Origin of the sequence: Streptomyces sp. NPDC126497 (assembly GCF_040302425.1) — a bacterium.
Classification (GTDB): domain Bacteria; phylum Actinomycetota; class Actinomycetes; order Streptomycetales; family Streptomycetaceae; genus Streptomyces.
Map to the genome: position 1 here is coordinate 1 of NZ_JBEORT010000022.1, position 24695 is coordinate 24695.

A 24695-nucleotide genomic window follows, 5' to 3' on the forward strand; every position below is an offset into this window, starting at 1 on the left:
GACCTGGCCGTCGTCTTCAACGCCACACCCGAGAAGCAGGAACAGCGCGTGACCGCGCTCGCCGGCACCGGCTACCGCCTGCACCCGGTGCAGGCCGCCGGAGCGGACCGTGTGGTCAGGACGGCCACCTATACGAAGAGCACCGGCACCTTCGAGGTGCCGGGCCGTACCGTGGCGGTCTTCGCGCGCTGACAGGGAACCGCCCACGAAGTGCCCGTGCCGGCAGCCCGGTACGGGCACTTCCGTATTCGGCGGCCGGCACCCGGGGCGGGGGCGGTGGCTTTCGGTCTTATCGCGGCCGCCTCACTGAACACAGCCCTGTGTTCGTTTGTCGACGGCAGTGCGACCTGGTGGCAGGAGTAAGACATGCCGCTTCATCCGGCGGTAACCCCACCAGGTCCGCGGGTTCATCCGTCCGGCCGTGTCCTGTCGTCCTGCGGCGCGTCGTCGACTCGGGCCGCTGAGCTGCCTGTTCATGAGGGACTGCGTCTCGCGAGGTCATTGAAACCGGTACCGCAACTTGCTGGAACTTGCCGCAATGTTTTTCATCCCCCTCTCGGGCCTCCGTATCCTGAGGACGTCCGTTCGGCAAGTGAAGGGGAGCACTCCGATGAAGCGATTCGTACGTTCAACTTTCATGGCTTGCGCGGTGGTTCTGGCCGTAGCGGCACCCGCCACGACGGCCCACGCCGGGTCCCAGGAGGGTGCGGGGAACGAGACCTCCGTGCCCGCGTGCCTGACGTACAGCCCGGGGTGGCGCTACACGTTCGTGATGAACGACTGCTCCACCGCCCACAGGGTGAAGGTCCTGTACGGCGACGGAACGGACGTCCCCTGCCAGGAGGTGGCCCCTCGGAACTGGTTCACCTTCCCGGGCCACGGAACCGAGGGGAACACGGTCGAGGGCATCGTCCTGTGCGACCACGCCGACGGCCCCTGACCGCACCCCGGCCTTCCGGCCTTGGGAACACCGCTGCAGCGGTCGGCGCTGAAATTGATCATGATCCGATCGGGGGCGAGCGCGCCGACCCGGTCCTCGTGCTCGCGAGACGATGGCTTCCAGGCGCACACAGGACGGGCCCCCGGCAAGCAGTGACCGGTCGGACGGGCGGCCGACACCGTCCGGTCGCGACCTGGGTCGGGAGTTCATCAAGGGCACCTTCCACGGCCTGGGGCGAGGGCTCGGTCAGTTCCTCGCCGAGTTGGTGCGCGCAAGGCAGAGGACCGCTCGTCACGGCCCGGAAGCCCGGCTCGGACGTCAGGGAAGGGCTAACCGGCCGGCAGCTGGGCCGATTCGGGCGTGACGCCCCGGCCGTCATATGCCGACCTGCGGAAACGACCCCATGGGCCCAAGGTCCCCGGGTCGTCACCCATGGCCGGGGCGGTGAGGACTTCTCCTGGTACCTGGGGCACGGCCCGGTGTTCCGCCCCAGGACCAGGCGCCACTGCACCGGCACCGCCGACTCGCCATGCTCCGACGGATCCTCGACGACGACTCCCCGCCTCTGCGGAGCCGCGTCGTCGAAGGAAGCGAACCGGCTGATCAGCCGCGAACGCGCCGCCGTCGAACGCGAGTTCGCCCGCCTCGGGTCCTGGCGCATCCTGACCGAGGTCCGCAGGAACGCCCGCCACGCGACCACCCTCCTGCGGGCCCTCCTCGTCCTCGCGAACACCGGGTCCAGAGGTGACCGACGATCACCCCCGCAGTGATCACGGTGCTGACCGGCAGGAATCCGTCGCTCCCGGACCACACCGGCCCCGCGAGCTGCGGAACCAGGATGAAACGATCCCACTGGTCGTTCGCGGTGTTCGCCGTACCTATCCAGTACCTGAGCGGCGGGCGTCGTCCAGGACGTCACGCAGTGCCCAGTAGGCGGGTTTCACCTCGTACGTCGCGTCCCAGGGAAGGGCGTTTCCCGGACTCGGGGGATAGTGCCGCAGGTCAGCCGTGGAGCCGTACTTGTCGGTGAAACCCCAGGTCGAGAACGAGGTGCAGTTGGGTTCTTCGCCGCAGACCGCGAGTTTCCCCGCCAGCTGGCGGGCCTGGACGTCCTCTTCGTCCTCGTCGACGAGGACGTCCGCCTCCGAGACCCGGGCCTTCAGGCCGAGCCCGGCCAAAGCCCTGACCTTGCGCCGGAAGACCTCGGGGTCGGTACGGTCGCCGACGGCGTATTCGTGGTCCTGGAAACCGACGCCGTCGATCGGAACGCCCCGCTCCTTCAACCGGATCAGCAGCGCGTAGAGGGCATCCCAGCGTGGACCGTCCTCCTCCACCCCGTACTCGTTGAGGTACAGCACCGCGTGCGGGTCGGCCTCGCGGGCGGCATGGAAGGCGATGTCGATGTACTGCTCGCCCATCGCTTCGAACCACAACTGTGGCCGCACGCCCCGGTTGCCGTTGGAGTAGTCCTCATCCTCGTCGGACATGGGCTCGTTCACCACGTCCCACTCCGCCACCTTCCCCCGGAAGTGACCCGCCACCGCGCGTATGTGCTCCACCATGACGCGCCTGCGCTGCTCGTGCGTCATCTCGGCACGCATCCATGCGGGCAGGGCTTCGAACCAGACGAGGGTGTGGCCGTGCACCTTCATCCTGTTGGCCTCGGCGAAGTCCACCAGGGTATCGCCTTCCGCGAACGCGAACACGCCGCTTCGGGGCTGGACGAACTGCGGCTTGAAGTCGTTCTCCGGCGTCAGCATGGAGAACTCCTCACCCGCCGTCCGGCGGTAGGCGCTGTCAGTCAGCAAGGGGCCCGCGGCCAGGGCGGTTCCCATACGGATCGGGCGTGGGAGAACCGCCGCCAGATCCCGCATCGCATCGCTGGACCGGGGCACTCGCAGGCCGGGCGCGTCCACGACGGACATCCGGCCCCGTCCCAGTGACCGCGCGTGGAGATCGCTGAGGGTCCAGCCCTTCCCGCGGGCTCCCGCGTCCGCGCCGAACCAGATGCGGCCACTGCCGAAGACGTCCCGCGCGGGAACGGTTCCCACGACCCTGCCGTCGGCCTCCAGCACAAGCCTGTCTGCGCGGACTTCGACGGCGAGGCGGACTTCGAGCCCCAGGCCGCTCCCGAAGGTCCGGGTCATCGCAGGTCTGTCGGAGTCCCCGTCCCAGCGGTCGATCCGGAGCCTTCCGCCGACCACGCCGACGCGCACGCCGCGCCGTTCGTAGCGCCATTCGTCGTAGATGACCGGCGTCTCACCGTACAGATGCAGGTAGGCATCCGTGTCATCCGTGCGCCGCAGGCCGGCTTCGATCCGGACATCCCCCCGGAACACCATGTGGGGACCGCGCAGGTTCACCGGTGGGTTCGGCTGTCCGCCGGTACCGTCCTGGCGTGTGATGCGCCGGTCGAGGGGTGTGACCCGTACCCCTGTGTGCGTGGGCTTCCCGCCGGCGAAGTGAGCCCAGTCCCTGCCGTTCAGGAGGTCCTCCACAGGTCCCCCCGCGGGCGCGGAGGTGCCGGCACGGTCCCCCGAGACACCAGCGACCAAGGCACACACAACCGCGATGACAGCGCTCTTTCGAAACCGCATGGACAGCAGCACTCCGTATCCTCAGCCCGTCTTCCGACGGCATCGCCGCCCTCAGCCACACCGTCGCCGAGCACCGCCCTCCCCAGCCGCGGCAAGAACGGTGCGCAATCGATCGCGCCGCCCCGCTGTGGTTGATCGCCATTGTTCCAGGTGCGAGTGAGGGACCGTCGGCCGAGGACCGTTCGGGAACGACGGCCGGAGAGCGGTCGGTACGGTCGGCGAGTACGGGCTCACCTCCCGGCAGATCGAAGAACTCAAGGTGTGGGCGCTGGAGTGGGCGGAGGACCTGGGTGCGCGGATCCATGACGAGAACGCCCGGGGCGAGGGCGCGGAAACAGGAACGGTCTGGGTCAGCGGGCGTTGCTCCAGCCGCCTGTGCCGGCGGAGTACGAGTCGAGCAGGTCCACCACGAAGACCAGGGTCGAGCCCGCCGGGATCAACGGCGAGGGCGACTGGTTGCCGTAGCCGAGACGCGGGGGAACGACGATCTCGCGCCGACCGCCGACCTTCATCCCCCTCAACCCCCGGTCCCAGCCCTTGATGACCCTGCCGCTGCCCAGGGTGAACTTGAAGGGCTGGTCACGGTCCCAGGAGGAGTCGAACTCCTTCCCGGTCTCGAAGGTCACCCCGACGTAGTGGACCCTGACCACCGTGCCCGGCCTCACCTCGGCCCCGTCCCCGACGACCAGGTCCCGGACGGTCAGCTCGGCAGGCGCAACACCCTCCGGGACGTCGACCTCTGGCTTCGTCAGTTCACTCATCGCTGTTCCGTCACTCTCCGTCGCAGACCCTCGTGCGGGCCGACCCGGCACATGGACACTCCATGCGGCAGAGGATCACGCTAACGCGCATGCCGGTTTCCGGAGCGCACCGGATCAGTGGCCGCGCACGGCGGTCCGCCGCACGGGCCCCCGCACACTCGGGCGGGACCCGGTGGCTCGGATTGCACGGCAGCCGCCCGGACGGGAAGCGGCACAGAGGGCCCGGGCCGACGCGCGCCGTTCAGTCGACTGCGTCGAGTCGCGCCGCCGCCCGCAGGTCCCTGAACGACGAGATGACCTCGGCCAAGCCGTGCCGCAGGGGCATCTCCGGCTGCCCGCCGAGCCAGGGTCTTCGAGAAGTGATCGGGCCTTGTCCCCGGGGAGTGGACACCTGTTCGTAGGCGATCGATGCCTGGTGTCCGTTCGCCGAGTGTCGTCGGCGGGTGTGGTGGCGGGTGGTCCGGCGGAAAACCGTCAGGCGGCAGGCGAGGGCTCCCTCGAAGCGGCGGGCGCCACGGAGCGTTTCGTGCGAGGGTCGCGTTGAACGACTCGGCGGGAGCGTTGTCCATGCTGGTGCCGACCGCGCCCATGGACTGCTTGAAGCGTTCCCTGTCCTGCAAAGCCCAGGCGGGAAGCCTGCTCGGTACGGTGCACGATGTTCTGCGAGGTCTTCGACCGGGAGGCGTGCCCGTGTACAGCGAAGGACGCCCTTGACCTGTACAAAGCAGGCAGGGAGCCGTCCTCCAGGAGTCCACAGTGCTGCGCACCATGTTCAAGTCCAAGATCTAGCGTTTTGCTGTTTTGGCAGGCCAGAGGCTTGATGGCCCCGCTCAGGTCAGCAAACGGTCAGCATCGGGCGCGGGAGCGTCCCAGCTTGCTGACCAGGTGGCCGCCAAGACCGGTGACCTCGACAGATCTCCGGCCCTTGCTTGGGACGCTCGCGGCGTACTCGACAGTTCGACTGCGGTATGGGTCCTGACCTCACCGCCCCGGTTTCCTTCTCGTTCCCCACGTCGGTGCCATGGGCCTCGGCTTCGGCACCGTCGTCACTTCCGACAGAGAGACCGAAGCCGCAGCCGGTTCACCGCGGCGCCCCTCCGCGTGGCCTGCTGCGTCATGATCACCCGCGCTCGCGGGTGGGCTGGTCCGGGCCTGCGGGGCAGCCCGGTTGCCGCGCCACCCGGGGCCTGCGCGGGTAGGCGATGATGCGCTGGAGGCCCGCTGGAGGAGATGTCCGAGGGAAGGGCGGGCAGCCGCCCAACCCGTACGTACGACAGGGGGACCCCCGTATCCGCCATGCCGCCGCCTCCCGGCAGCGATACTGGATGCATGGACACGACGATCACCGCCCCCCGCGCCGAGGTGCTGCGGGACCGCTACCGCAGCCGACTGCCCGAGCGCTTGCAGGAGCTGGCCGGTCCCGTTGAGGGCGACGTGGCTCTGCCGCTTCACATCGTCTGGTCCGGGCGGACGAGCTACAGCCTGGACCGTCCGAAATCCCGCATGACGCTGTATCGGACCGTCCTCGCCGAAGGACTGAGTGAGGACCTGGTGGCCCTCCTGCACCACCGGCTGCTCACCGAGCAGTGGCCCGTGCTGCGGCGCTTGATCAGTCCCTACATCCGCGAGGTCTGGGAGGACGCCTTCCCCGAGCTGCGCCGCACCGCTCCGGCCGACACGACCGCCGCGTGAAGCTCACTCCGCTCCACGAGCGTCTCCTCGCCGACATCCTCGACCTCGGCTCCCCCTACCCTCTGGTCCTCACCGGCGGATACGCCGTGCAGGCCCACGGTCTGGTCGAACGCTTCAGCCGCGACCTCGACGTCGCCACCGAGAACCCCGCTCCGATGCAGGAGATCGTCGCCTCACTCACAGCAGGCCTCTGTGCGCGCGGTTGGCGGATCGCGCACGTCCAGACCGACCCGCTCAGCGGCCGGTTCCTCGTCACCGATCCGGACACCGGCGAGGAATGTGAGGTCGATGTGCTCAAGGAGGCGTTCTGGGCTCCGCCCGCCCAGACTCCCTATGGCCCCGTTCTTTCCCTCGATGACGTGATCGGCACCAAGGTCCGCGCCCTCGCCGACCGCGGCACCGTCCGCGGCCTCGTCGACGTCCAGGCCGCCTCCCGCCACCGCTCCACCGCCGACCTCGAATCCCTGGGCCGTCGTCGCGCCCACGACGAGTTCAGCCTCGAAGACCTCCGGGACCGGCTCATCGGCGCGGACTGGTACGAGGACGAGGACTGCACCGCGTACGGGCTCACCTCCCGGCAGATCGAAGAACTCAAGGTGTGGGCGCTGCAGTGGGCGGAAGACCTGGGTGCGCGGATCCATGACGAGAACGCCTGAGAGGCGGTCATCGCGTCCATCCTCTCTAGCGCGGTTGCAACGAGAGGATGCGGTGTAGCCGGCAGGTTCCAACCCGGAGCCGTCCACGGTGGTGGCTGCCTGCACGGCCGATGTACAGGGCAGCCGAGCGATACCCCGCAGTGGCCTCACGGCGAAACCGGGCTGCGGTAACGGTCAAACACTGCATCCCACACGGCGTACAACGTGGACGCGCCGGCCATTTGCCCGCTCGTACGCCGCTCGGTCACTGTCGTGGGTGACGCTGCCGTCCTTCGGGGTGGGCAAGGCCATGCTCTGCATCGCCCGCGCCTACACCGTCACCGCGAGTCGAGGTCCACGCTCCTGGCCGTCATGTGGTTTGGTCGTCCGCCCAGAGGCCGTCCGGACGGACCTGTCGTCTCATCGGTGCGTCAGCGAGACGAGCACGCGCAGGGCTCCTCGTTCTGCCCCGGCAGCAGCCGCAGGGCGAAGACGGAGCCGTCGGCGTGCACGGAGACCGGACCGCCCCAGTCCTTGTCGGAGGTGAGGCGGGGGCGGACGTGGCGGCTCGCGTGGACGAGGGCGCGGTACTCCTCGATGTCGCCCCTGGCGAGGAGTCGGAAGACCTCCTCGTCCACGCCGGAGAACGCCTCGACGCGGGGGCCGTTGAGGCGGAAGACGTGGTCGGTGCCGACGTACTCGTTGCCGAAGAGGGTGTGGGCGGCGTCCTGGATGCTCATGCTGGCCGCGTGTTCGAGACCGGTGTAGCGTTTGCGGCCCTGCCGGTCGGTCAGGTGGCGGGCGGTGGCGTGGCCGGAGCCGGTAAAGGCCATGAGGCCCGCTGCCGTGGTGTGGGCCAGGGACTCCTGGAACCAGGCGTAGTCCTTCGGCTGCACGTGGCAGCCCCGTACGGGTTCCGGTGCCACCAGGCCCTCGGTCGGCGGATGGATGCCCGGCATCACGTTCGCCTGGAAGGGCGGGGCGTTCCGATTCGCTTCCCGGCCCTCTGCCGGGGACAGTCGACCGCCACTGCCCGGCGCCTGGAGGGCGTGGACGGTCATCGTGCCGCCGACCGTCGGGAGTTGTGTGCTGAACAGCAGGCCGGGGGTCTCGTTCCACGTGCCGATGTGGACCGCTTCGGCGTGGGCCGAGGCGGAGGCCAGTTGCTCGGCGGAGGTGGCGGAGTCGCTGTGGTTGCCCTTGCATGCGAGGGGGATGGCAAGGGACGGCTCGCCCGGCCGCCAGACCTCGGCGAAGTACTGGGGACGATAGCGGTACTTCACCTTCTCGCCCTTGTCCCTGCTGGTGAGGGCCCAGCCCGCGCGTAAGGCCGTGTCGGCGGGGACGATCGTCACCGAATGGTCGGGGAAACGGCTGCGCAGCATGTGCTCGGTGAGCGTGAGCGCGAAGCCGATGCCGAGCTCGCCGGACTGCAGCGACTTGTAGTGGTCCGCGATGCGGTGGCCTTCGTCGGTGAGGCCGAGGAAGGAGTTACGACCACCGGCCAGGGCCTGGGCGTACTTGAGTGCGCCCCAGTGCTCAGCCAGCCCCCGGCCCGCACCACGCCACGACAGGGCAGTGGCCCGGGCGAGGGTGTGGAGCACGTCCCAAAGGGTCACTTTGAACTGCCGGGGCAGCTCCGTCGGCAGGATCGGGACGAGGGCGGGCTTCCGGCGGAGCGGCTCGTCCTCATTCTCCTTGCGCTTCTCGTTGTCCGCCGCGATGGCGGCCTTCACCTTCCCGACGAGCGCGTCGTCGGAGTGGACGGAGACGTTCGAGGGCCGGGTCAGGTTCTGGAGCACTTCCTCGGTCGGCTTCAACAGCTCTCCTCCACGGTGTACGAGGGCGGTTCGCCATCGGCTGGACCGTACGGAAGGGAGGAGCGGCGCACACAAGTGCGCAGGGGCGCGTGACCTGGACTTTGGCCCGGGCGGGCCGGTGTCGGCACCTTGGCCCCGCCTCGCTCGTGAGTTCCACGCTGCCGAGGGGCCTTGGCCGGGCAGCAGGCAGCGAGCCGGCTTCCGGGGCGGCCGAGCGCCGACCGGTCGAGGGCCAAAGGGACCATGTTCCACGAACCAGAGCGATGCCGGTGCCCGACAGGTCGGTGCGTGAAGGCACGTCGTCCGTGTGCAGAGCGGTCTCCCGCATCTTTGATGGCTCATCAGGTAAGTCAGCACCCGGTCAGCACGAGTCGCCGGGTTTTCCCGAGGGATTGCCTGAACAGACGCCGGTGCGGCGCGAAAGCCCAGGCGTGAAGCCGTCTCGCCCGAGCGGAGCGATGTTCCTCACCTTCCTCGACCGGCGTGCCCCGGTGTACAGTCGAGACCGCCCTTGACCTGTACAAAGCAGGCAGGGAGCCGTCCTCCAGGAGTCCACAGTGCTGCGCACCATGTTCAAGTCCAAGATCCACCGTGCCACCGTCACCCAGGCCGACCTGCACTACGTGGGATCCGTGACGATCGACGCCGAGCTGCTCGACGCCGCGGATCTGCTGCCCGGTGAGCTCGTGCACATCGTCGACATCACCAACGGGGCGCGACTGGAGACGTACGTCATCGAGGGTGAGCGCGGATCCGGGGTGATCGGGATCAACGGGGCCGCCGCCCACCTCGTCCAGCCCGGCGATCTGGTGATCATCATCAGTTACGCTCAGGTGACCGACGCCGAGGCGCGGGCGCTGGAACCCCGGGTGGTGCACGTGGACGGCGACAACCGCATCGTGTCCCTGGGAGCCGACCCGTCCGAGCCGGTGCCGGGGTCGGACCAGGAGCGCAGCCCGGGGGCCGTCACCACGGCCTGACCGGCGCAGGAGCGTGACGTGGCCATGGGGGGGGCATCGAGATCCGTGACGACCGGGCGGCGGGCCGGCTCGAGGCGGTGGCGGACGGCGAGGTCGTCGGGCGGATCGAGTACTTCCCGCTGGACACCCCCGAACGCGCGCTCGTGCCCGTGCGCACCGTCGTCGAGCCCTCCCGCGAGGGCAAGGGCATCGCGGGCTCCCTCGCCCGCGAGCTCCACGCCGTCGCCGCCCGTGAGGACAGCGCCGTCGTCCCGCTCCGTCCGTACGTCGCCACGTGGGCCGGACGTCATCCCGGCCGGGCCCCGGCGGCCGGGCCGGAGCTGATCCGGGCGGCGAAGGAGTGGCCGGCCGCGCGTCCCGGGCGGTTCTGAGGCCCGCGGCCCGGCTGCGCCACCCGGCCCCGCCCCGTCACGCGGGCGGGTGACTGGGGAAGGGGCCGTCGGGTAGGCGGGGGAGTAGTCCAGAGCCGACGTCGAGCCACAGGCCGGAGGACACGCGCCATGACCAACCCGTACCCGGACCCCGTCCCGCCGGGCCCGACCCCGGGGCCCGCCCCGGGCCCGGACCCCTCGCACCCCGAGCCCTACCCGGACCCCGCCCCTCCGTCTCCGCCGCCGGGCCCCGGTCCGGAGCCGGCCCCGCAGCCACCGGGACCGGGACCGCAGCCGACGCCCCCGCACCCGGGTCCCCCCGAGCCGTCCCCGTCGCCGATCCCGCCGGGCCCCGAGCCGGTGCCGAACCCGGAACCGGGCCCGCCGCTGAGCTGATCCGAGCGGAGGGAAAAGACGGGGCGGTGGGGGGCCGGCCGGCGCCCCACCGCCCCGTCACCGGGGTCCTACGCCGACACCTCCGACCGGTCCCCGCCCCACAGCGTGTGGAACGAACCGTCGCGGTCCGTGCGCCGGTAGGTGTGCGCGCCGAAGTAGTCCCGCTGGCCCTGGGTGAGCGCGGCCGGCAGGCGCTCCGCGCGCAGGGCGTCGTAGTAGGCGAGGGCCGCCGCGAAGCCGGGGGTCGGCACGCCCTGGCGGGTCGCGGCGATCAGCACCTCGCGCCAGTCGTCCTGGGCGTCGGCGATCTCCTGCGCGAACGTCTCGTCCGACAGCAGGCTCGGCAGGTCCGCGCGGGCGTCGTAGGCGGCGCGGATGCGGTCCAGGAAGGCCGCGCGGATGATGCAGCCGCCGCGCCAGATCGCGGAGACCGCGCCGAGGTCGATGTCCCAGCCGTACTCCTCGCTGCCGGCCGCGACCTCGTGGAAGCCCTGCGTGTACGACACGATCTTCGAGGCGTACAGCGCCTGTTCCACCCGGTCGGCGAACGCGGCCGCCTCCGACTCGCCCAGCGGCGCGGCCTTCGGGCCGGCCAGCCCGCGCGAGGCCTCGCGCAGCGCCGCGTGACCGGACAGGGAGCGCGCGAAGACGGCCTCGGCGATGCCGGACACCGGCACGCCCAGGTCGAGCGCGATCTGCACGGTCCAGCGGCCCGTGCCCTTCTGCTCCGCCTGGTCCACCACCACGTCCACGAACGGCTCGCCCGTGGCCGCGTCCACGTGCGACAGCACCTCGGCGGTGATCTCGATCAGGTAGGAGTCCAGCCGGCCGGTGTTCCAGGTGCGGAAGACCTCCGCGATCCGTGCGGGGGAGTACCCGGCGACGTCGCGCAGCAACTGGTACGCCTCACCGATCAACTGCATGTCGGCGTACTCGATGCCGTTGTGCACCATCTTCACGAAGTGCCCGGCGCCGTCCGGACCGACGTGCGTGACGCAGGGGGAGCCGTCCTTCGCCTTCGCGGAGATCTTCTCCAGCATCGGGCCGAGCGAGTCGTACGACTCCTTCGGGCCGCCCGGCATGATGCTCGGCCCGTTCAGCGCGCCCTCCTCGCCGCCGGAGACGCCCATGCCGACGAAGTGGATGCCCTGCTCGCGCAGCGCCTTCTCCCGGCGGCGGGTGTCCGCGAAGTGCGCGTTGCCACCGTCGATGATCATGTCCCCGGGCTCCAGCAGCGGCGCGAACTCCTCGATCACCGCGTCCGTCGGCTCGCCGGCCTTCACCATGACGACCAGCCGCCGCGGCCGCTCCAGCGCCGCCACGAACTCCTTGGCCGTCTCGGCCGCCACGAAGTCGCCCTCGTGTCCGAACTCCTCCACCAGCGCGTGCGTACGCGCCGCCGTCCGGTTGTGCACCGCGACCGTGTAGCCGTTGCGGGCGAAGTTGCGCGCGAGGTTGCGGCCCATGACCGCGAGCCCGGTGACGCCGATCTGCGCTGAACTGCTCATGGGGGTGGCTCCTAGTGACCTTGGTATCGGTACCGCCGGGTCCCGGTGCTGCCGCCCGATGCCCGCCGGTCCTGCCATCGACCATCCTGACGTGCCGCACTCGTGCGTGCACGCGCGGATCGTACGGCGAGACGCCCAGGGACATACGCGCGGACACCCCTTCCGCACTCAGCGGGCGCACCCGCGCGCGTGCCCCCGCGGACGGGCGCACCCGCCCGCGCACACCCCCCGCGGGTGTCAAAGGGGGGCGCAACAGACGAAGAATCCCGGCCACTTGGCGCATCCGCGCGGCCGATAGCCGCCTTGTCACGGCCAGTTCGCACCGCTTACTTTTGCCCCTCCTGACGCGTTGTCGAGGGGGAATTCCATGGCCGTGCGCGGCCGGCACCGCCGGTATCAGCCGAACAGGATCAACCGTGCCTCGCTCACGGTCACCGCGGGCGGGGCCGGAATGGCGCTCCCGCTGCTGGGCGCAGGCACCGCCCAGGCCGCCGACGTGGAGACCTGGGACAAGGTCGCCGCCTGCGAGTCGACCAACGACTGGAACATCAACACCGGCAACGGGTACTACGGCGGGCTCCAGTTCACCCGGTCGACCTGGGAGGCGTACGGCGGTACCCGGTACGCGCCGCGAGCGGATCTGGCCACCAAGGACCAGCAGATCGCCGTCGCCGAGAAGGTCCTCGACGGACAGGGACCGGGCGCCTGGCCGGTGTGCTCGTCGCGGGCCGGACTGACCCGCGACGGCGGCACCCCCGACATCCGGCCGGCCGCCGCCGAGTCCGACGGAGACGACGGCGACGGCAAGAGGACCGACGGCGGGAGCGGCGACGGAAGGACCGGCCGGTCCTCCGTCGCGGACGTCGCACCGCAGACCACGCCCCAGTCCCGGGCGGGCCGCGCCGAGATGTACACGGTCGTCCGCGGCGACACCCTCTCCGGCATCGCGTCGGACCAACGGGTCGGCGGTGGCTGGCGGAAGCTGTACGCCGCCAACCGCTCCACCGTCGGCGGCGACCCCGACCTGATCCTGCCGGGCCAGCGCCTCGCCCTGCCCGACGGAACGGCGAAGGCACCCGCGAAACCGGCCGGGCCGGCGGAGAGGAAGGCCGGGAAGGCGGAGAAGAGGACCGAGGGGAAGACCGAGAAGAAGACCGAGAAGAGGACCGAGGGGAAGGCCGGGAAGAAGAGCGGGAAGAAGGCCTCCCAGCACACCGAGGACCGGGCCGACCGTTCCACCAAGACCACCGGCGGCCTCGTCGCCCCCGTCAGCGCCGCGCTCGGCACGCCGTACCACAAGGCCGGATCCGCCTGGTCGAAGGGCTACCACACGGGTGTCGACTTCCCCGTCCCCACCGGCACGTCCGTGAAGTCGATCGGGGCCGGCACCGTCGTCAGCGCGGGCTGGGAGGGTTCGTTCGGCTACCAGGTGGTGGTCCGGCACGCCGACGGCCGCTACAGCCAGTACGCGCACCTGTCGGCGATCTCCGTGAAGAGCGGGCAGTCCGTCGGCGCGGGCCAGCGCATCGGCCGTTCCGGTTCGACCGGAAACAGCTCGGGCCCGCACCTGCACTTCGAGGTGCGGACCGGCCCCGGCTTCGGATCGGACATCGACCCGGTCGCCTACCTGAGGGCGGGCGGCGTCAGGATGTGACGTGCGTCCGGTGCCGGTCCACCGCCGCCGCCGGTATGCGCAGGCCCTTGTAGAAGGGACCGCTGTAGAAGGACCCGTACGACACCGGCGGCACCAGGGCGGTGTCCGTGTCGCCCGGTGACGGCACGGGGAGCGCCGGCACCCGCACGTCCTCGGGGACCGAGAGCGCCGCCAGCAGCCGTTCGGCGGGGTCGGGGAGCGGCTGCCGGTCCGCAGCCACGGGCGCGGGCTCCGGCACGGGGGCTTGCGCCTCCCGCGCCTCCCGGTGCTCGCGTGCCAGCCGCTCCGTGGTGAGCAGGATCAGCCCGCCGGCCGCCACCACGGCGCAGCCCAGTGCGAGCGCGGTACCGGTCGTGCCGTGGCGGAAGGACTCCCCGAACATCGTGATGCCGACGGCGGCCGCCACCATCGGGTTCACCACCGTCAGCGTGGCCAGCGGCGCCGCGAGTCCGGCGCCCCGGTAGGAGGCCTGGGAGAGCAGCATGCCGGCCGTGGCCAGGACGCCGATCACCGCCAGGGACGGCAGATCGGCCGCCGAGACGCCACCGGTCCAGTCGACCGCGACGGTCTTGGTGAAGACGGAGGACATGCCGAAGGCGACACCGGACGCGGTGGCCAACAGGATGCTGCGCACCGCGGGATGCCGGTGCGCGGCCCGGGCCGCGATCATCAGCGCCACCACCGCTCCGGCCGTCCCCAGCGCCGCCGCCACCCGCTGCGCGGTGTCCAGCGACCGCGCGTCGGAGGCGCCGACCAGGGAGAGCAGCCCCGCGAGGCCCACCGTCGCCATGACGGCGCCGCGCCACGCGGTCGCCCCCGCCCTGCGGCCGACGAACAGCGCGGCCATGGGCAGGGCGAACACGATGGTCAGCGCGCCCAGGGGCTGGACGAGACTCAGCGGGCCGTAGGCGAGCGCCACCACGTGCAGCACTCCGCCGAGGCCGTTGAGCGCGACCGCCGCCCACCAGCCCGGCCGGCGCAGCGGTGCGAACTGCTGCGCGCCGGGTGAGTCCACCGCGACCTGCTCCTGCACGATCGCCCCGCCGGCGTACGCCACGGCAGAGACGAACGACAGCAGCACGGACAACGCGAGGGCGCTCATCGGCTGCTCCTCTGCGGGAGGCCGGGGCGGTGGGCCCGGCGCGGCGAACGGTCGGCTCTCATGACCAACACGATGCCGTGTCCGCGTGTTCCCGTCGTCGTCCCTGAGCACCCAATGAGTCCTACTGCCGATGGAGTACGACCACGCCCCCGTCATCCCCAGGGTGGGTGCCCGGCGGCGGAGGGCCCCTGGGGATCATCCCCGAGGGGCCTGGTACTACTGCGTCCCGTGGACCTCGATCCGTCGCTCGCCGCCCTTCACCGCCTCGGTGGCTTCTTCGTCCTGCGCACGGCGGAAGCGGCCGGCCGTTCCCTGCCCACGCTCGCCCAGGCGTACGGGCCGCCGCCCCCGGACGTTCAGGGCGACGTCCTGGCCGCGCGGATCCGCCGGGTCGCCGGCGCCCTGCGCACTCCCGAGGCGCGGGTCGCCGCCTCGGTGGCCCAGCAGGGGCTCGCCGCCCGCCTGTGGTCCGTGGCCCTCGGCTGCGCCGCCCTGTACGGCGCCGTCCCCGACCTCGCCCCGCGGCTGCTGCGCTGGGACCCGGCGGACAGCGCCCCCGACGACCTCTGGCTGACCGGGGTACGCCCGCTGCCCGGCGACGCGGCGACGCTCGCGGACCTGGTGCTGCACGGCCACCTCGAACCCCTCGCCGCGGCCCTGCGCTCCCGCCACCGCCTCGCACCGGGCCTGCTGCGCGGCAACGCCGCCTCCGCGCTCGCGGGCGCCGCCCGGGAACTGGACCGCTGGGGACGCCGCCACGGACGTACGGACGTCGCCGCCCGCGCCGCCTCCCTGGCGGCCGAACTCCTCGCGCACCCCCTGCTGGCCGGCGCCGGAACCCCCACCGGCACCGCCTTCCGGCGCCGCAGCTGCTGCCTGTACTACCGGGTGCCGGACGGGGGAGTCTGCGGCGACTGCTGCTTCGCACGGCCGCCCCGCTCTTCCCCACGGGCCCCGTCTGGGTGACCATGAAGGCCGGCGTCCGATCGACAGGGGGTTCACGGGTGCGAGTGGGACTGCTGACACGGGAGTACCCCCCGGACGTGTACGGCGGCGCGGGAGTCCATGTGGAGTTCCTCGCCCGGGAACTGCGGCCCCTGGTGGACCTGGAGGTGCACTGCTGGGGCGAGGGCGGGGCGGACGGCGTGCTGCGCCACCGGCCCTGGACCGCGCTCGACGGCGCCAACGACGCGCTGCGCACCTTCTCCGTGGACCTCGCCATGGCCGCCGCGCTCCAGGGGTGCGACCTGGTCCACTCCCACACCTGGTACGCGGGCCTCGGCGGCCACCTCGCCAAGCTGCTGTACGGCGTTCCGCACGTGATGACCGCCCACTCCCTGGAGCCCCTGCGCCCCTGGAAGGCCGAACAGCTCGGCGGCGGCTACGCCTTGTCGAGCTGGGCGGAGCGCACCGCGGTCGAGGCGGCCGACGGAGTGATCGCCGTCTCCGGTGCGATGCGCGCGGACATCCTCGCCTCCTACCCGGCCCTCGACCCCGCCCGGGTGCACGTCGTGCACAACGGCATCGACACCGGCCTGTACCGCCCCGACCCCGGCACCGACGCCCTGGACCGGATCGGCCTCGACCGCTCCCGCCCGTACGTGCTGTTCGTCGGCCGGATCACCCGGCAGAAGGGGGTGCCCCGGCTGCTGCGGGCGGTGCGCGGCATCGATCCGGCCGCACAGGTCGTGCTGTGCGCCGGCGCCCCGGACACGCCCGAGGTCGACCGGGAGTTCCGTGAGCTGTACGAGGAGCTGAGCCGGGCCCGCGCGGGCGTGCACTGGATCCCGCGGATGCTGCCGCGGCCCGAGGTGATCCAGCTGCTGACGCACGCCGCCGTGTTCGTCTGCCCCTCGGTGTACGAGCCGCTCGGCATCGTCAACCTGGAGGCCATGGCGTGCGGCACGGCGGTGGTCGCCTCCCGGGTCGGCGGGATCCCCGAGGTGGTGGCGGACGGCTCGACGGGGGTGCTGGTGGACGCGGACGACGACTTCGAGGCGGGTCTCGCACGGGCGCTCGACTCGGTCCTCGGCGACCCGGAGGCGGCACGGCGGATGGGGGAGGCGGGGCGGGAGCGGGCCGTCACCGAGTTCGGCTGGGACGCGGTGGCCCGCCGCACGGCCGGGCTCTACGAGGAGATCCTCGAACAGGCTTAGGCCCGCCCGTCCGGGGCAGTCTTGGGGAAATTCGGCGTGAGGGGAGCGGCCATGCGTCGTGGTGGGCCTTCGGTGCTGGGAATCGTGCTGGCGGGCGGCGAGGGCAAGCGCCTGATGCCCCTCACGGCGGACCGCGCCAAACCCGCGGTCACCTTCGGCGGTACGTACCGCCTGGTCGACTTCGTGCTGTCCAACCTCGTGAACGGCGACATCCTGCGCGTCTGCGTCCTCACCCAGTACAAGTCGCACTCGCTGGACCGGCACATCACCACCACCTGGCGGATGTCCAGCCTGCTCGGCAACTACGTCACCCCGGTCCCCGCCCAGCAGCGCCTCGGCCCGCGCTGGTACCTGGGCAGCGCCGACGCGATCCTGCAGTCGCTGAACCTGGTCCACGACGAACGGCCGGAGTACGTGGCGGTGTTCGGCGCCGACCACGTGTACCGCATGGACCCGCGCCAGATGCTCGCCCAGCACATCGAGAGCGGGGCCGGCGTCACCGTGGCGGGGATACGGGTGCCGCGCTCGGAGTCCTCCGCCTTCGGTGTGATCACGCCGGGACCGGACGGCCGGTCCGTGGACCGCTTCCTGGAGAAACCCACCGACCCTCCCGGGCTCGCCGACGACCCCGAGTGCGTGTTCGCCTCCATGGGCAACTACGTCTTCACCACCAAGGCGCTGATCGAGGCCCTGCACCGGGACGCCGAGGACGAGGACTCGGTGCACGACATGGGAGGTTCGATCCTGCCCCGGCTCACCGAGCGGGGCGAGGCCGCGCTGTACGACTTCAGCGACAACCACGTGCCCGGCGAGACCATCCGCGACCAGGGCTACTGGCGGGACGTCGGCACGCTGGACGCGTACTACGAGGCGCACATGGACCTGATCGCCGAGCGCCCCGCCTTCAACCTCTACAACCGGCAGTGGCCGATCTACACCCACTCCGGCCAGCTCTCGCCGGCCCGGTTCAACGCGGGCGGCATGGCGAGCGAGTCGATCATCAGCTCCGGCTGTCTGATCCGGGGCCAGGTCACCCGGTCCGTGCTGTCGCCGGGTGTGGTCGTCGATCCGGGGGCCGTGGTGCAGGGCTCGGTGCTGCACGACAACGTGCACGTCGGGCGGGGCGCGGTGGTGCGCGGCGCCGTGCTCGACAAGAACGTGGAGGTGCCGCCGGGCGCGACGATCGGTGTCAACCCGGAGCGGGACGCGGAGCTGTACACGGTGTCCAAGGGCGGGGTGATCGCGCTCGGCAAGGGACAGCTGGTGCCGTAGGGGCGACGCGAGGGGTCCCGGCCGGCCGCGGTCACCGGGGCCTTCGCCGTGTCCCCGGACGGACGGGCGCGGTCACCCGGCCCCGTGCCCCGCCCCGCCCGGACGACAGGAGGACGCCGCGCGACGAACCGTTCCTCCGGCGGGCCGCGCCCGTCCGGGTGGCATCCGTCGCCCCGTGGGGCGGCGCCCGTGCCGCAGCGGTCCCGCAGGTCACTCCGGTTCCGCCCCTCCCGCCGCGCCGGTGGGAGGGGCGGAGACGCCACACGCCGTTGACCACGAGTAGCCGGATCGTGCTTGACCGTGATCGGCCGGGAGCGATTGACTGCTGATCCGTTCCCGTCGTCGACGCGAGGCACCGCCCATGACCGCAGACCCGCTCGCCCCTCTCGACCTGGCGTTCTGGAACATCGAGTCCGCCGGTCATCCCATGCACCTCGCGGCGCTCGGCGTCTTCTCCGCCGACTCGTCCTCCGCGGCGGCTCACGCGGCCGATCTGCTGGCGTCCCGGGCCGCCGCCGTGCCCGGGCTGCGCATGCGCATCCGCGACACCTGGCAGCCGCTCACGCTGCGGCGGCCGCTGTCGGCGCTCCGCCGCACCTGGCCGGCCCCCGGTGAGCCGCTGGCCGCCGCGCTGCGCCAGCCGCTCGCCTCCGCCCTGCGCCGCTCCCTCGCCTTCGGCGGCGCCACCCGCGAGAGCGACCCGGGCTTCGACCCCCTCGACCACGTCCGGCTGCACCCCCCGGCCGCCGACTTCCACACCGCGGCCGGCCGCCTCATGGGCCGCCCGCTGCAGCGCACCCGGCCGCCCTGGGAGGCCCATGTGCTGCCGGGGGAGGACGGCGCCTCCTTCGCCGTCCTGTTCAAGTTCCACCACGCCCTCGCCGACGGACTGCGCGCCCTCACGCTCGCCGCCGCGCTGATGGACCCGATGGACCTCCCCGCCCCCCGGTCCCGCCCCGCCGAGCCCCCGCGCGGTCTCCTCCCGGACGTGCGGGAGGTGCCCGGCCTCGTCCGGGACGCCCTCGCCGACGCCGGCCGGGCCCTGGACATCGGCGCCGCCGTCGCCCGCTCCACCCTCGACATGCGCTCCTCGCCCGCGTTGACCTGCGTGCCCAGTGGCACCCGCCGCACCGCCGGCGCGGTCGTCGACCTCGACGAGGTGCACCGGATCCGCAAGAGCGCCGGCGGCACCGTCAACGACGTGCTGATCGCCGTCGTCGCCGGCGCGCTGCGCCGCTGGCTCGACGAGCGCGGCGACGGCAGCGAGGGCGTCGTCCCGCGCGCCCTCATCCCCGTCTCCCGGCGCCGCCCGCGCACCGCCCACCCCCAGGGCAACCGGCTCTCCGGGTACTTGATAGGGCTTCCCGTCGACGAGCGGGACCCCCTCGCCCGCCTCGACCGGGTGCGCACCGCCATGGACCGCAACAAGGCCGCCGGACCGCACCGGGGCGCGGGCGCCGTCGCCCTGCTCGCCGACCACGTGCCGCCGCTCGGCCACCGGCTCGGCGGACCGCTGCTCGGCCAGGCGGCCCGGCTCTGGTTCGACGTCCTGGTCACCAGCGTGCCGCTGCCCGGATTCGGTCTGAGGCTCGGCGGCGACCCGCTCGGCGCCGTCTTCCCGCTCGCGCCGCTGGCCCCCGGCCACTCCCTCGCGGTCGCGGTCTCCACCTACCGCGGACGCGTCCACTACGGCCTGGTCGCCGACGGTGCGGCCGTCCCGGACCTCGACCGGCTGGCCCGCGCGCTGACCGAGGAGGTGACGGCGCTGACCGCCGCCTGCGATCACTGACGCATCCGGTTTGGTGATGTGGCCCGGTGCTCCGTAAAATCCCCCGTTCGACAGCGGATGCGAACGGAGCGCCGCGACGGCAGAGCGGGAACGGCAGCGGCGATGACGGTGACACAGGACGGCCCCGAGACCACGGACGCGGTGGCGCACGGGCCCGGCATCGACCCGGAGCGGCTGGCCGTCTGTCTCAGCGTGCTCGAGGAACTCGACGAGCTCGACGTCGACCACCCGGACGCGATCCTGGTCCGCCGGGCCACCTCGCACATCTACCGCACGGTCAAGCAGCGCCGCCGCCAGGAGCGCCGGGCAGCCAAGACCGCCCACGACAGGGCCGTCACCGAGGCCACCGCCACGGGCTCCGCCGAGCGCATCGACGACGAGACGGAAGGCATCCTGCCCTCCTCCCGCGTCGAGCCCGGCGCGATCGCGGGGATACTCCAGCGTCCGCGCTCCTGCTACACCTGCAAGACCCGCTACGTCGAGGTCGACTACTTCTACCACCAGCTCTGTCCGAAGTGCGCCGCCGAGAACCGGACCCGGCGCGACGCCCGCGCCGACCTCACCGGCAAGCGGGCGCTGCTCACCGGCGGACGCGCCAAGATCGGCATGTACATCGCGCTGCGGCTGCTGCGCGACGGTGCCCACACCACCATCACCACGCGCTTCCCCAAGGACGCCATCCGCCGCTTCAAGGCCATGGACGACTCCGCGGACTGGATGGACCGGCTGGAGGTCGTCGGCATCGACCTGCGCGACCCGGCCCAGGCCGTCGCGCTGGCCGACCGGGTCGCCGAGCAGGGCCCGCTCGACATCCTGATCAACAACGCCACCCAGACCGTGCGCCGGCTGCCGTCCGCGTACGCCGCGCTCGTCGAGGGCGAGAGCGCCCCGCTGCCGGCCGGTGAGCTGCCCGCCCACCACGTCATCGGCGCCTTCAACTCCGGCGCGGTCGACGGACTGGCCGCCCTGCCCGCCGGCGTCAGCGGACTCGACGCGCAGAAGGTGGCCGACCTCGCCCTGGTCGCGGGCAACGCCAGCGTGGTCCGGCACCGGGACGGCACCGCCATCGACGCGGGCGGCCTGCTCCCCGACGTCGTCGACACCAACACCTGGGTCCAGACCATCGAGCAGATCTCCCCGGTGGAGCTGCTGGAGACCCAGCTGTGCAACTACACGGCGCCGTTCATCCTGATCAGCAAGCTGCGCCCGGCGATGGCCGAGGCCGCCCGCCGGGCGACCGCCGGGCGCGCCTACGTCGTCAACGTCTCCGCGATGGAAGGCGTGTTCGACCGCGGCTACAAGGGCGCCGGACACCCCAACACCAACGCCGCCAAGGCCGCCATGAACATGGTGACGCGGACCAGCGCACAGGAGATGTTCGACACCGACCGCATCCTGATGACCTCGGTCGACACCGGCTGGATCACCGACGAGCGCCCCCACTTCGACAAGCTGCGCCTCGCCGAAGCAGGTTTCCACGCCCCGCTCGACCTGGTGGACGGCGCGGCCCGCGTCTACGACCCGATCGTGCGCGGCGAGGCGGGCGAGGACCTGTACGGCGTCTTCATGAAGGACTACGCGCCCGGCCGGTGGTGAGGGCCGCCGCCGGGCGCCCCTCACGGGTCCGCGCCCGGCCCGCGGGACCCGGACCGCGCCCCGACCGTGCGGCCCGGCCGGGAACACCGATGGCCGCGTACGTCGAACGAGTGAGGGCGGCCGGTCCCCCCTATCGGGAGACAGGGGGCATTCCGGTCTGACGAACACCCTCCGACACATGATTGTTACCGTCGGTTTTCACTGCTATCGAGCGGGGGGCCGCTCATTTGGTTACCCTGGTCCGGACGGACAGCAGTTCAGGGTTCTACCCGCACCCACCGTCCGTCATGGGACCAGCCGGTTCACAACGGCCTGCTCTCCCCGAGGTACCGGCGCCACCGCGTCCGAACGGTTTTCCCTTCAGACCCGAGTGGACGTCGGACGCCAGGCGCAGGCCGACGCGGCACGTCCCGAGGGTGACCGACACATAAGGAGTGCGCGGTGACACCGGAGAAGACGAAGAGCGAGCAGCGTCCCGAGGAACACCCGGAGCGCGCCGCCCGCCGGCCGGGCCAGCTCGGCAGTCTCGACGTGTGGGCCCGTTCGGCCCCGATCCGCCTGGCGGGCTACGAGGACGACCTCGCCGAGCCCCACATCCTGCCCAGCGTCGACTGACGGCGCCTGCGGGCGGGGCGCGCCCCGTCGCTACGGCCGGACGTAGGTCCGGGTCATGATCTCCATGTTGTGGCCGTCCGGGTCGTCGAAGTAGGCGCCGCGCCCGCCGAAGAGGTCGTTGACGCGCCCGGGCTCCGTGTGGATCGGATCCGCGTAGTAGGTGACCCCGGCCGCCTCCAGGCGGGCGATCGCGGCGTCGAACCGCTCCTCGGGCACCAGGAACGCGTAGTGCTGGCCCTGGACGGGCTCGTCCCGCTTCTCGTAGTAGTCGAGGGTCACCCCGTTCCCCAGGTCGACCGGCAGGAACGGGCCGAACGGGGCGCCGACCTCCAGCCCCAGCACCCCGGCGAGGAACTCGGCGGAGCGCCGGCGGTCACGGGCGTGGACGACGGTGTGGTCCAACTGGACGTGCTGTACTGCGGACATGCTGGATTCGTCTCCGGTGTCGGTTTCCAAGGCGGACGGGAACACGCGGAGGAGGGGCGGCCCACGGGCACGCGCGAGCGGGGGTGCGCCCCGCACCGGCCTCACACCGGGGCCGGGAGCGCCTCACATGAACGGCCCACGGCCGACCCGGCAGTCACCCGGCCGACCCTAGGCCCTGACGGCCGGTCACCGCAACGCCGTTGCGGTCAGGCCGGGGGGTGCCCGCCGCCGTGGCGCGCGGCCGACTCGTTCTCCTGGGCGAGCCGGCGCAGGGCCGTCAGCGCCGGTTCCAGGAGGAAGGTCAACAGCACCGCCCGCTCGGCCTTCTCCAGTGGGTCCGCTGTCGCCTCCAGGCTGTCGAGATCGTGCCGGGCCGTCCGTTCCGCGAGTTCGGCATAGGGGAGGAGCGCCTCCCAGCCGTACTCGATGTCCAGTGAGCGCAGGGTCCGCAGGGTCTCGTCGATGGTCCGCCGGGCCGGGTTGTGCTCGGAGACCGACCAGCCCATCGCGTCGATCAGGGCGGCGGCCTCGGGATCCGCCCCGGGGTCCGTGCCCTCCTCCGGCGTGCCGGCGGCGGGCGGCCGGATGCCGAAGGCGATGCCGAGCAGCCGATGGAGGTCGGTCCGGTGCGCGGTCATGGCGTCCAGGACGTGCTTGGCCGAGGCGACGGACAGCCCCCGCGCCCCCGTCAGCGCGCGGATCAGCCGGAGCCTCCTGAGGTGGGTCTCGTCGTACTCGGCCTGGGTCGCCGCGGTGGCCCGCCCGGGGGGCAGCAACCCTTCGCGCAGGTAGTACTTGATCGTCGCGTTGGGCACCCCGCTGCGACGGCTGAGTTCCGAGATCCTCATGTGCTTCCCACTTCCCTCTGGCAATTAGGTAGTGGAACTGTCTAATCTGGATAGTGCCACTCACCAATTATGGAGGCGAGACTACCGTGCCCACTCTTCCCTGGGTCACCCCGCATCCGGCGAGCCCCGACACCACCCACGCCTTCGTCATGGCCTCGCGCTTCGAGGTGCGGTCGCTGAAGGACGTCCCCCGCTTCCTCCTGAAGTCGCTCTCCGCCTGGGGCCAGGTCCGCAAGGCCCCCGGGGCGCTCGGCGCCTCCCTGGAGGCCAGACCGCTCCGCAGGGTCTTCTGCACGCTGTCCGCGTGGGAGAGCCGGGACGCGCTCTACGCCTACGCCCGCACCGAACCGCACAAGAGCGTCATGACCGGCCTGCGCGAGACGATGCGCGATGCGACGTTCACCTTCTGGGAGGTGCCCGTCGACGGGCTGCCGGTGGACTGGGGCGACGCCAGGCGACGCCTCGAGGCCCAGGCCCGGACGCGGGACGGCGTCCCGGACGGGCGCGGCACCGCCCACTGAACGGCGGCCGACTGCGACCGGGGCGCGCCGGGGGAGCCGTACCCCTGATGACCACCCGCTCCCGGCCGAGGCCCGCCCCGCGGGCGCGTCCTCGACGAGCGCGTCCGCCCCGCCGCGCACCCCGGGGCCACGGCGCGGCACGCTCCCGGCGGACCCGATCCGTTCACTCCCGCAGCCGGGCGCGCAGCCACTCCTCCACGGCGCCCACGTGCGCGGCGGCCGCCGCCCGCGCCGCCTCCGGGTCGCGGGCGGCCAGGGCCCGGTGGATCGCGGCGTGCTCGCGCCGGGTACGGGCGAAGGCGCCCTCCTCCTGGTAGCCGCGCCAGACCCGCGCCCGGAAGGTGCGCGAGGACAGGCCCTCCAGGATCGCGGCCATCGTCCCGTTCCCGGCGGCCGCCGCGATCTCGCGGTGGAAGGCCAGGTCGTGGGCGAGGATCTCCTCCGGGTCCTCGGTGGCGTTCATCGCGTCCAGGTGCTTCTCGACCTCGGCCAGCCGCTCCGCGGTGATCCGGGCGGCGGCCAGCGCGGTCGCCGTCGACTCCAGGACGCGGCGCACCTCCAGCAACTCCACCAGGCCCGGCCCCCGGGACAGATCGGCCACCACCCCGAACGTCTCCAGCAGGTCCCCGGCCTCCAGCCGGGTGACGTAGATGCCCGAGCCGTGCCGGGCCTCGACCACGCCCAGGACCGTGAGCGCGCGGACCGCCTCCCGCATCGAACTGCGGGAGATGCCCAGCCGGGCGGCGAGATCCCGTTCGGTGGGCAGCCGCTCGCCGGGCTCCAGCTCCCCCTCGCGGATCATCGCCGTGATCCGCTCGATGGCGCGCTGCGTCACCGTGCCCTTCTGCGGGGCCGTCTCCTCCACGCCACTCCTCCACTCACCCGGTCCGGCGCAGTCTAGCGACGGGATTGGCCCGACCACCATGGGGCGAAATCCGCAGGATCAGCCCCCCGGGGGTGTTCCGATCGCTAAGTGGTCTGATAAGTATGCGCCGTGCCCAGGACTGACGCCGTAC

General features: G+C 72.1%; 23 protein-coding genes. 15 read left to right on the forward strand and 8 right to left on the reverse strand.

The window, feature by feature from the left end; translation table 11 throughout:
* The 3 genes from ABTY20_RS13000 to ABTY20_RS13010 form a co-directional block, all read left to right on the forward strand.
* The coding region (locus tag ABTY20_RS13000) for an alpha-1,6-glucosidase domain-containing protein (RefSeq protein ID WP_351997044.1) at positions 1 to 192 on the forward strand (192 nt) is incomplete at its 5' end.
* 457 nt (positions 193 to 649) lie between these two features.
* Positions 650 to 940 carry an alpha-amylase inhibitor gene (locus tag ABTY20_RS13005; RefSeq protein WP_351997045.1) on the forward strand — a complete coding sequence of 97 codons (291 nt, stop codon included), beginning with the start codon at positions 650 to 652 and terminating at the stop codon, positions 938 to 940.
* 479 nt (positions 941 to 1419) lie between these two features.
* The gene (locus ABTY20_RS13010; RefSeq protein ID WP_351997046.1) at positions 1420 to 1710 is read left to right on the forward strand and encodes a hypothetical protein; all 291 of its coding nucleotides are present in this window, start codon (positions 1420 to 1422) and stop codon (positions 1708 to 1710) included.
* A 108-nt stretch (positions 1711 to 1818) separates the two neighbouring features.
* Here ABTY20_RS13010 and ABTY20_RS13015 read toward each other — a convergent pair whose 3' ends face one another.
* Both ABTY20_RS13015 and ABTY20_RS13020 read right to left on the reverse strand, forming a co-directional pair.
* A complete protein-coding gene (locus ABTY20_RS13015) occupies positions 1819 to 3549 on the reverse strand; it encodes an endo-1,4-beta-xylanase (RefSeq protein WP_351997047.1) in 1731 nt (576 codons plus the stop codon).
* Between the two features lie 338 nt (positions 3550 to 3887).
* Complete coding sequence (locus tag ABTY20_RS13020) at positions 3888 to 4298, reverse strand: FKBP-type peptidyl-prolyl cis-trans isomerase (RefSeq protein ID WP_351997048.1); 411 nt, start codon at positions 4296 to 4298, stop codon at positions 3888 to 3890.
* A 1329-nt stretch (positions 4299 to 5627) separates the two neighbouring features.
* Here ABTY20_RS13020 and ABTY20_RS13025 point away from each other — a divergent pair.
* Both ABTY20_RS13025 and ABTY20_RS13030 read left to right on the forward strand, forming a co-directional pair.
* Positions 5628 to 5990 carry a hypothetical protein gene (locus ABTY20_RS13025; protein WP_351997049.1) on the forward strand — a complete coding sequence of 121 codons (363 nt, stop codon included), beginning with the start codon at positions 5628 to 5630 and terminating at the stop codon, positions 5988 to 5990.
* The gene (locus ABTY20_RS13030) at positions 5987 to 6646 is read left to right on the forward strand and encodes a nucleotidyl transferase AbiEii/AbiGii toxin family protein (protein WP_351997050.1); all 660 of its coding nucleotides are present in this window, start codon (positions 5987 to 5989) and stop codon (positions 6644 to 6646) included. The genes ABTY20_RS13025 and ABTY20_RS13030 overlap by 4 nt, the downstream gene beginning before the upstream one ends.
* A 410-nt stretch (positions 6647 to 7056) precedes the next feature.
* Here the strand turns inward: ABTY20_RS13030 and ABTY20_RS13035 are convergent, their stop codons facing one another.
* Positions 7057 to 8445 carry a hypothetical protein gene (locus tag ABTY20_RS13035; RefSeq protein WP_351997051.1) on the reverse strand — a complete coding sequence of 463 codons (1389 nt, stop codon included), beginning with the start codon at positions 8443 to 8445 and terminating at the stop codon, positions 7057 to 7059.
* 557 nt (positions 8446 to 9002) lie between these two features.
* On the opposite strand from ABTY20_RS13035, the gene panD reads away from it, so the two are divergent.
* On the forward strand, positions 9003 to 9425 hold the full coding sequence (gene panD / locus ABTY20_RS13040; protein WP_030871672.1) for an aspartate 1-decarboxylase: 423 nt from the start codon (positions 9003 to 9005) through the stop codon (positions 9423 to 9425).
* A 35-nt stretch (positions 9426 to 9460) separates the two neighbouring features.
* A complete protein-coding gene (locus ABTY20_RS13045) occupies positions 9461 to 9796 on the forward strand; it encodes a GNAT family N-acetyltransferase (RefSeq protein ID WP_351997111.1) in 336 nt (111 codons plus the stop codon).
* 464 nt (positions 9797 to 10260) lie between these two features.
* Here ABTY20_RS13045 and gnd read toward each other — a convergent pair whose 3' ends face one another.
* Positions 10261 to 11700, reverse strand: a complete 1440-nt coding sequence (gnd, locus tag ABTY20_RS13050) for an NADP-dependent phosphogluconate dehydrogenase (protein ID WP_351997052.1) — start codon at positions 11698 to 11700, stop codon at positions 10261 to 10263.
* 367 nt (positions 11701 to 12067) lie between these two features.
* Between gnd and ABTY20_RS13055 the strand changes: the two genes are divergently transcribed.
* Entirely contained in the window at positions 12068 to 13354 is a 1287-nt protein-coding gene (locus tag ABTY20_RS13055) for a transglycosylase family protein (protein ID WP_351997053.1), read from the forward strand.
* Here ABTY20_RS13055 and ABTY20_RS13060 read toward each other — a convergent pair.
* Positions 13344 to 14456: a DMT family transporter gene (locus tag ABTY20_RS13060; protein ID WP_351997054.1), complete on the reverse strand. Its 1113-nt coding sequence runs from the start codon at positions 14454 to 14456 to the stop codon at positions 13344 to 13346. The two genes, ABTY20_RS13055 and ABTY20_RS13060, sit on opposite strands and share 11 nt — an antisense overlap.
* 228 nt (positions 14457 to 14684) lie before the next feature.
* Here ABTY20_RS13060 and ABTY20_RS13065 point away from each other — a divergent pair, with 228 nt between their 5' ends.
* The 6 genes from ABTY20_RS13065 (at position 14685) to ABTY20_RS13090 (ending at position 21884) form a co-directional block, all read left to right on the forward strand.
* Positions 14685 to 15422: a (2Fe-2S)-binding protein gene (locus ABTY20_RS13065; protein ID WP_351997055.1), complete on the forward strand. Its 738-nt coding sequence runs from the start codon at positions 14685 to 14687 to the stop codon at positions 15420 to 15422.
* Positions 15423 to 15460: 38 nt separating this feature from the next.
* Complete coding sequence (gene glgA / locus ABTY20_RS13070; protein ID WP_351997056.1) at positions 15461 to 16612, forward strand: glycogen synthase; 1152 nt, start codon at positions 15461 to 15463, stop codon at positions 16610 to 16612.
* Positions 16613 to 16663: 51 nt separating this feature from the next.
* A complete protein-coding gene (glgC, locus tag ABTY20_RS13075) occupies positions 16664 to 17884 on the forward strand; it encodes a glucose-1-phosphate adenylyltransferase (protein WP_351997057.1) in 1221 nt (406 codons plus the stop codon).
* 361 nt (positions 17885 to 18245) lie between these two features.
* Positions 18246 to 19673 carry a wax ester/triacylglycerol synthase family O-acyltransferase gene (locus ABTY20_RS13080; protein WP_351997058.1) on the forward strand — a complete coding sequence of 476 codons (1428 nt, stop codon included), beginning with the start codon at positions 18246 to 18248 and terminating at the stop codon, positions 19671 to 19673.
* A gap of 102 nt (positions 19674 to 19775) precedes the next feature.
* Positions 19776 to 21269: an SDR family NAD(P)-dependent oxidoreductase gene (locus tag ABTY20_RS13085; RefSeq protein ID WP_351997059.1), complete on the forward strand. Its 1494-nt coding sequence runs from the start codon at positions 19776 to 19778 to the stop codon at positions 21267 to 21269.
* A gap of 441 nt (positions 21270 to 21710) precedes the next feature.
* Entirely contained in the window at positions 21711 to 21884 is a 174-nt protein-coding gene (locus ABTY20_RS13090) for a hypothetical protein (RefSeq protein WP_351997060.1), read from the forward strand.
* A gap of 30 nt (positions 21885 to 21914) precedes the next feature.
* Here ABTY20_RS13090 and ABTY20_RS13095 read toward each other — a convergent pair whose 3' ends face one another.
* Entirely contained in the window at positions 21915 to 22310 is a 396-nt protein-coding gene (locus ABTY20_RS13095) for a VOC family protein (RefSeq protein ID WP_351997061.1), read from the reverse strand.
* A 206-nt stretch (positions 22311 to 22516) separates the two neighbouring features.
* Positions 22517 to 23158 (reverse strand): MerR family transcriptional regulator, encoded by a 642-nt coding sequence (locus tag ABTY20_RS13100; RefSeq protein WP_351997062.1) that lies wholly within the window; start codon positions 23156 to 23158, stop codon positions 22517 to 22519.
* Positions 23159 to 23244: 86 nt separating this feature from the next.
* Here ABTY20_RS13100 and ABTY20_RS13105 point away from each other — a divergent pair, with 86 nt between their 5' ends.
* Positions 23245 to 23679: a DUF3291 domain-containing protein gene (locus ABTY20_RS13105; RefSeq protein WP_351997063.1), complete on the forward strand. Its 435-nt coding sequence runs from the start codon at positions 23245 to 23247 to the stop codon at positions 23677 to 23679.
* Between the two features lie 163 nt (positions 23680 to 23842).
* Here ABTY20_RS13105 and ABTY20_RS13110 read toward each other — a convergent pair whose 3' ends face one another.
* Entirely contained in the window at positions 23843 to 24544 is a 702-nt protein-coding gene (locus ABTY20_RS13110) for a FadR/GntR family transcriptional regulator (RefSeq protein ID WP_351997064.1), read from the reverse strand.
* Positions 24545 to 24695: the final 151 nt, after the last annotated feature.